The following is a 262-nucleotide window of genomic DNA, read 5'->3' as shown; positions in this document are numbered from 1 at the left end:
AGGCTGTGGGTTCGAGCCCCACCCTTGGAGCCAAAAAAGCCGAAGTGGCGGAACTGGCAGACGCACAGGACTTAAAATCCTGCGGGACTTACCTCTCGTACCGGTTCGATTCCGGTCTTCGGCACTTTATAAAATAATATCGCGGAGTGGAGCAGTTGGCAGCTCGTCGGGCTCATAACCCGAAGGTCGTAGGTTCGAGTCCTGCCTCCGCAACCATTAAAATGGCTCGTTGGTCAAGAGGTTAAGACACCGCCCTTTCACG

2 tRNA genes are annotated in these 262 nt (G+C 54.6%); both read left to right on the top strand.

Annotated elements, in window-relative coordinates:
• Nucleotides 1-38 precede the first annotated feature (38 nt).
• Nucleotides 39-124: transfer RNA gene (locus tag IC219_RS21525), tRNA-Leu, on the top strand.
• A gap of 16 nt (nt 125-140) precedes the next feature.
• A tRNA-Met gene (locus tag IC219_RS21520) sits at nt 141-216 on the top strand.
• The last annotated feature ends 46 nt before the right edge of the window (nt 217-262 follow it).

It is taken from the genome of Clostridioides sp. ES-W-0018-02, from assembly GCF_020658175.1.
GTDB lineage: Bacteria > Bacillota > Clostridia > Peptostreptococcales > Peptostreptococcaceae > Clostridioides.
This window is presented reverse-complemented; position numbering and strand designations above follow the sequence as displayed.